This window comes from uncultured Bacteroides sp., from assembly GCF_902472605.1.
In the GTDB taxonomy this organism is placed as follows: Bacteria; Bacteroidota; Bacteroidia; order Bacteroidales; family Bacteroidaceae; genus Phocaeicola.
In genome coordinates this window covers 1-5,965 of record NZ_CABROP010000075.1, presented here as the reverse complement: position 1 = coordinate 5,965, position 5,965 = coordinate 1, and the positions used below count along the sequence as shown (strand labels likewise).

Annotated in this window: 6 protein-coding genes; 1 reads left to right on the top strand and 5 read right to left on the bottom strand. The window is 50.1% G+C overall.

The window, feature by feature from the left end:
- Positions 1 to 178: 178 nt before the first annotated feature.
- The 4 genes from RDP42_RS12365 to RDP42_RS12350 form a co-directional block, all read right to left on the bottom strand.
- The gene (locus RDP42_RS12365) at positions 179 to 634 is read right to left on the bottom strand and encodes a BT0820 family HAD-type phosphatase (protein ID WP_308763934.1); all 456 of its coding nucleotides are present in this window, start codon (positions 632 to 634) and stop codon (positions 179 to 181) included.
- A gap of 15 nt (positions 635 to 649) precedes the next feature.
- On the bottom strand, positions 650 to 2,059 hold the full coding sequence (locus RDP42_RS12360) for an undecaprenyl-phosphate glucose phosphotransferase (RefSeq protein WP_308763933.1): 1,410 nt from the start codon (positions 2,057 to 2,059) through the stop codon (positions 650 to 652).
- 90 nt (positions 2,060 to 2,149) lie between these two features.
- Positions 2,150 to 2,587 (bottom strand): lipocalin-like domain-containing protein, encoded by a 438-nt coding sequence (locus RDP42_RS12355; protein ID WP_308763932.1) that lies wholly within the window; start codon positions 2,585 to 2,587, stop codon positions 2,150 to 2,152.
- An 8-nt stretch (positions 2,588 to 2,595) separates the two neighbouring features.
- Positions 2,596 to 4,083: a capsule assembly Wzi family protein gene (locus RDP42_RS12350; RefSeq protein ID WP_308763931.1), complete on the bottom strand. Its 1,488-nt coding sequence runs from the start codon at positions 4,081 to 4,083 to the stop codon at positions 2,596 to 2,598.
- Between the two features lie 155 nt (positions 4,084 to 4,238).
- On the opposite strand from RDP42_RS12350, the gene RDP42_RS12345 reads away from it, so the two are divergent.
- Positions 4,239 to 5,456 carry an acyloxyacyl hydrolase gene (locus RDP42_RS12345; protein WP_308763930.1) on the top strand — a complete coding sequence of 406 codons (1,218 nt, stop codon included), beginning with the start codon at positions 4,239 to 4,241 and terminating at the stop codon, positions 5,454 to 5,456.
- 12 nt (positions 5,457 to 5,468) lie between these two features.
- Here the strand turns inward: RDP42_RS12345 and RDP42_RS12340 are convergent.
- On the bottom strand, positions 5,469 to 5,965 hold a 497-nt coding region (locus RDP42_RS12340), incomplete at its 5' end, for a UDP binding domain-containing protein (RefSeq protein ID WP_308763929.1).

The following is a 5,965-nucleotide window of genomic DNA, read 5'->3' as shown; positions in this document are numbered from 1 at the left end:
TTATCTTTGGGATATATTGCTTGATTCCCTAAGATACAAAAAATTAGGGAGACGGGCAAGTCCTGACTGAGCGAAGTTGGGGCTTGCCCGATTTTTTTTTACAGACACAAAAAAGGCCATCTCAAATTATATTTCAATTTGAGACAGCCTCATTTCGTTTTACAATGACAAACTATGTTTATCCAAACAATTTTCCGAATAAGCTTTGCTTCTTTTTCTTTTCTTGCTTTCTCTTTTCTACAGCTTCTCCCAGTTTTTCATCGAGTACGTCTTCCACCAGATCGTCCAATTTGATGCGGTAGTGGATAATGCGGTAGATACTGTTCCAATCAAGCAGTCCTCCCACATTGCGGTCATCAATGAAAACATCCGCTTTCAGCTTTCGAGAAGAATGTGGATATTCCGTTTGTTCCTCTGGATAGTTTGAATTTATGGCATAGAATTCCAGTCCCCGTTGGCGGCAGAATTCTACCGCTTCATTGAGCAACTCATCCTCTCTTACCGACCAGAGAATGATTCGGTGCCCTTCCTTTTGCAGCATTTTTAAGGTGTTTATGGCAAAAGGAATTTCTTTGCCGATTTCTGGATATCGGTGTTCTACAATCGTTCCGTCAAAATCAACCGCTATAATCATATTGTGTTGGATGTCTTAGTATGCATTCTTTTCGCCGTGCAGGGCGTTGGCTACGGTCTTGTAGATGATGAACAAGTCCAGTCCGAAGCTCCAGTGCTCGATGTACCAGATATCGCCTCTCACGCGGCCTTCCATGTCCTTCAGTTCCTTCGTTTCTCCGCGGTAGCCCGTTACCTGGCTCCAGCCCGTGATACCCGGTTTCACGAAATGCCGTACCATGTACTTGTTGATGAGCTTCGAGTACTCTTCCGTATGCTTCAGCATGTGCGGACGCGGTCCCACGATACTCATATCCCCTTTCAGTACGTTGATGAACTGCGGCAGCTCGTCGATGTTCGTCTTTCGCATGATGTTTCCCCAGCGGGTCTTGCGCGGGTCATCTTTGGTGGCCTGCAAGGTATCGGCCTGGGCGTTCACCTTCATGCTGCGGAATTTGTAGCAGTAGAATTCCTTGTCGTTCAGCCCGTTTCGTTTCTGCTTGAAGAACACCGGTCCCGGCATGGTCAGTTTCGTGATAATGGTCACGATGAGCAGAATGAACGGGAACAGCGTACACAGGAAGAGCAGCGAGAACACAATGTCGAACGTCCGTTTCAGGATCTGGTTGCCGATTTGGTCCAACGGGTCCTCTCGCAGGCTCAGGTACGGCACGCTTCCCAACATGTTGAAATACATCCGTCTGTGCAGGTATGTACGGATGTTCGGCACGCTGTAGAAATGCGCCAAGTGGTTTTCGCAATAATCAATGATCGGGCGGATAATGTCGTGCTCCTTCGAAGGCAGACAGCAGAAAAGATAATGGTTCTTTCCGTTCTTCTCCAGGTAGTTGATGACCTCTGTCGGAGCGCCTAAATACGGACATTCTTTGGGAAAGTTCGGATTCGGCTGGAAGTCAAAATACCCGTTCACCCGGTAACCCGCCCAGGCTTGGTCCGTCAGTTCGTGATACAGTTCCAAGTTGTTGTCTGCACTTCCCACCAGTACCACGTACCGTATGTTCCGGCCTTTCTCACGGTATCTCTTCAATATTGTACGCAGGATAATCCGGAAGTTACCGATGCAGAAAAATAAGATGCCTAAATACGACAGGTAGAAGTACGACCAGACATCCATGAAGTTTCCTACCTCCAGCACCACTCCCGAGAGGACGATAAACATCACCATGGTCTTGAATACCCGGGTCACTATCTGGTAGGTATAGATTTTTCGTTTGTAAAGAATGACCCCGATTTGCCGGGAAGAAATAAAGTAGCAGAGCATGATGGTTACCAGAACCTGGTAGTGGGGGACATTTAGGATTTTATCCCATGAAGTATCTTTTATCAGTTCAAAGAAAAGATAAAAGAGCCCTCCCGCCAGTAAAGTTTCGCAACATGTCACGAAAATGCTTACCCAATCATTATATGAATCATACTTTGTTTTCATATTGTTTAGTTAGTTTAAGGATGTAGTGTGTAAATTAAGACCTTTTTTTCCTCTTTTCCAACTGTCGGAATGAAAATTTTTTGGATATTCTTAGAATTTCGTAAGTTCCAGGCGGGCATAGTCCGATTCCAGCGTCATCTTCTTTCCGTTGCACTTCACAATGTCGAACACCGTTTCCTGCTGGTTGTCAATGCCAAAGTGCTTCAGCTGTTCCACGGGCGCATTCTCTCCGCTGTCGCCCGTCGACTTTCTTACTTTGAAATCCTTCACCACCAGCTGCGTTTCGTTATTCCGATACTCCGTCCGTCCGATGTAGGCTCCATAGCCTTTGCTGCCTTGCTTCTCGGCCACTTCCGTCACCATGCGTGTAATGCTGTAGTACAGCCGCTCGCATGTTACGGTTTCCCCTGTTTCCGTCACGGTGAACTGGTTCAGTATCCAGAGCCCTTCCACGTCCGAGTTGATGGGCGCTTTCTTACATCCGCTCAAAGAGGTGACCATTCCGAGGACCACCATAATTATATACATCCATTTTTTCATTTTCCCAGTCCTCCTGTCTTTCTGATTGTAATCATTCCTCCTGTACTGTTCCCCAAATAATTTCCCCGGTCCATTCCCAAGGTCGCGCTCACGCTCCATCCTTTGGTCCATTGGGGCAGGTAGGTCACTTCTGCCATGCTGCTGAATTGTTTTCGTACTTTATCCAGCGGACTGGAGTATCGTCCCCAGTGCCGTGCATACGAAGCGATGACTCTCCATTTCCATTCGCCCGAAGGCTGGCCGGAGATACCCACATGCTGTGCCTTCATCCGGTTGCTTTTGAAGGTGATGCTTCCATCTGCGTTATAGGCCGGTCCTGCCAAGAGCGGATTGCCGATGCCCTGACCGTAGTGCTGCCATGCCTTGTAGATGTAGTTGTTGTAGTAATCGTCTCCGCCGCTCATCTGCAGGTCCGAGAACGAGCCCCAGAAACCGTCATACAGAATCGGTCCCGAAGAGTCCTTGGTGCTGATGCCTTCCCACAGCACGGCTGATACCCATTTGTTTTTCGGCAGATACAATTCGATGCCCAGCTGTCCATCCTTCCATCGTCCGTACTCCCAGAACATCTGCGAGTGGTCCTCAAAGTAATGGTCCAGCGTGGCCCGGATTTTCCAGTCGCCCCAGTAATAGTTCAGGGCAAAGTTCCAGCTTCCCAACATGTTTCCTTCCACATTCACCTGTTCGCCTGCCGGCGTGTCGCTGCCTCCCGCTGTCGGGAAGAAAGCATGCCAGTACGCTTTCACTCCGTCGGGCATGTCCACTGTCAACTGGGAAGTTCCGTCCGCCAGTTTCAGGTATTGGTCGCCGCCGAACTGGGTCGCCATGAACAGGCCGAATTCAAATTCCACGGGCAGTTTCTCTTTGTTCCCCAAGCGGAACATCAATGATTTGCTGTGATACAATGCGTTCTTGGTATAGGTCTGGTTCACCCTACAGAAATCCTTCTGCCAGTAGCTGTCGGTAAAGCTTCCGTAGGCCAGATGCCCTTTGAAGGCTACCCAGTTCCGTGTGCCCGGAATGGACAGGTAATCCTTGATTTCCGCCCTTACTTGTGGAATCGGCCGCATGTTCGGTCCTTCCGCCATCCATCCGCTGGTCAGTTCACTGTTCTTTTCCAAAGGGAATCCCATGCGTTCCTTGCTTCCGATACTCAGGGTCAGCATCTTCCACGAGATATCCGCATATGCCTGTTGCACCCAGAAGTCCGATGTCTGTTTCACTCCTCCTGCCAAGTCCAGTCCGGCATCTATCCGCCATCCCCTGCGCAGCGATCGGTGCCATTCCAGTCCGGCCCGCAGGTAGCCGCTGTTCGGTTTCTCACTCTCCATGCCGAACCGGTTGGCCGTCAGCCAGAGTGGGGCATACGTGCCCGACGACACTGTCCCCGACATTTCCACGCGGTATTGGAAGTCCTTGGCACCCTCTTGTGCCAATGCCGGCGTAGCCAGAAGCAAAAGTATAAATGCTTTTGATAAATTCATACCTGATTTAAGTTTTAGGGACAAAGTTAGGAAAGAAAGCCGTAAAAAGCATACTTTCGGTTTGAAATTTTTACATTGTGTGCGTGCTTTGTATGGTTAGACATCTTTTTTTGCTAAAAAACACTTACATTTAGGCCAGACTTTAATTCTTTTACATGAAAAACATCAGGTGGATACTTATCTGGTTGCCTTGGATGAACCTGCTGGCACAAAACTTTTCTTTCCAGCAGAACCAGGTCTCCTTAGGAGCCTCTGTAGAGAGTGCTTATCTGCTGACAAGCGATGAGTATGCTCGTCAGTTTGTGCAAAGCCATGGGGTGCGCTATTATAATTTCCATATTCGTTTCAAGCCGCTTCCCGGCCATCCATACGACGATGCCTTCCGTTCACCTTCCCTTGAATTTGGGGTACTTGCCGCCGATTTTCGTGATATTCGTCTTTTCCGGTTGGAAGACCCCTCCCGTCTGTCGGGCATGGGAGGCATGTTCACCCTGTATGGTGCATTTCGGCGCGATTTGGTTTCCACGTCACGTTTCCGTCTGAATTATGTGCTGGAAAATGGGATAGGCTGGTCCACCCGTCCTTACGACGGCCTGCAGAACCCGGACAATGAGTTGATTGGGGCCCCGTTATCCGTTTATTTCGGGATGGGAGTGGGAGGAACCTTTTGTATCGGGAAACAGTGGGAGCTGAGTCTCGGAGTGAATTTCCGGCATTTCTCCAACGCAGCCCTCGACCGTCCGAATAAAGGCTCCAACACCGTGGGTGTGTCCTTGGGCGTCAGCCGTACGCTGTCGGTTCCGTCCTCTTCAGAAAGTCAGGCTTCTTCCTGTCGTACGCTTTCCCTGTTTCATCGGCACCTGTATGTAGATTTGTCGGTGGGATGGATGGGGCATACCCTCATGGATGAATGGTTCTATTCGCTTTACAGCCCGTCGGACGATCCCCGTCATCGCACCCGGCACTTTCGCGTGTATTCAGCTTTGGACGTTTCCGCATCGGCCATGTACCGTTATGCCCTGCGTTTTGCCTCCGGGATAGGGCTGGATTACGGTTACCTGCCCTATGTGGATGAGGTGGCTGCTTACGACCGGATGAACCATACCGAAGACCGTTACAGCCGTCACAGCCTGGGCCTCTCCCTGAAGCATGAAGTCTTCTACAAGCAGCTTTCCTTGTATCTGGGGGTAGGCTATTACCTCTACCGCCACACGGGCCATTTGTCGCACGAGTTTGAAAAGCCCTATTATGAGACCATCGGCCTGCGCTATACTCTTCCGTTCGGGAACGACACATTTTATGTGGGCTATCACGTCAAGGCCCATCTGCTGCGTGCCGATGGCATGGAATTCAATGTCGGCTTGCGGCTGTAAGAGGATGCCCGTTTAGTCTCTTCTGAAAATATCTCGGGTATACACCTTTTCCTTCACGTCATCCAGACACGGGTCGTAACGGTTGGCCAGGATGGCCTGACTCTGCTGCTTGAATGCCTCCAGGTTGTTCACCACCTTCGAGCCGAAGAATGTGCTTCCGTCTTCCAAAGTCGGTTCATAGATGATCACCGTGGCCCCTTTCGCCTTGATGCGCTTCATCACCCCTTGGATGCTGCTCTGGCGGAAATTGTCGCTGTTCGACTTCATGGTCAGGCGATACACCCCGATGACGCACTGCTTCTCTTCCGAGGGGTTGAAATCCCCGTTGTTGAAGTAATCGTAATACCCCGCTTTCTTCAGCACCTGATCCGCGATGAAATCCTTCCGTGTGCGGTTGCTCTCCACAATCGCCTGAATCAGGTTCTCCGGCACATCCTGGTAGTTGGCCAACAGTTGCTTCGTATCCTTCGGCAGACAGTAGCCCCCGTAGCCGAACGACGGGTTGTTGT